1 protein-coding gene is annotated in these 520 nt (G+C 65.4%); it reads left to right on the forward strand.

What is annotated here, in order from left to right:
* The coding region (locus AC1DU6_RS35800; RefSeq protein ID WP_477863396.1) for a winged helix-turn-helix domain-containing protein at positions 1-349 on the forward strand (349 nt) is incomplete at its 5' end.
* Between the last annotated feature and the right edge of the window lie 171 nt (positions 350-520).

Below are 520 nucleotides of genomic sequence, written 5' to 3' on the forward strand. Positions count from 1 at the left end.
GCTCCGTCGTGCAGCTCCCGAGCGTCTCGCCACCGTGCTCGCTTTCGGCGATATCGAACTCGACCGCGACAAGCGCCGCGTTGTGCGCTCAAGCCGTCCGATCGATCTCGGTCCGACCGAATATCGCCTGCTGGAGTTCTTCCTGGAACATCCGGGCCGCGTATTCAGCCGCGAGCAGTTGCTCGACAGCGTCTGGGGCCGCGACATCTATATCGACGAGCGCACCGTCGACGTGCATATCGGCCGCCTGCGCAAGCTGCTCAATCCCGCCGGTGAGCCCGATCCGATCCGCACCGTGCGCGGCGCCGGCTATGCGCTGGACGACCGGTTCGACAAGGCGGCGGAGTAACAACACACGCTGTGTCGTCCCCGCGAAGGCGGGGACCCATAGCCTCCGTCTTCTCGGCTCTATCCAGGACGCCTGCGAATACGCCCCAACCACTCTTTCGGTGGTTATGGGTCCCCGCCTTCGCGGGGACGACACCGAGTGTCAACGCAAGCGCCCCGGCAATCACCATCC

This window comes from Roseateles sp. P5_B10 (assembly GCF_056400485.1).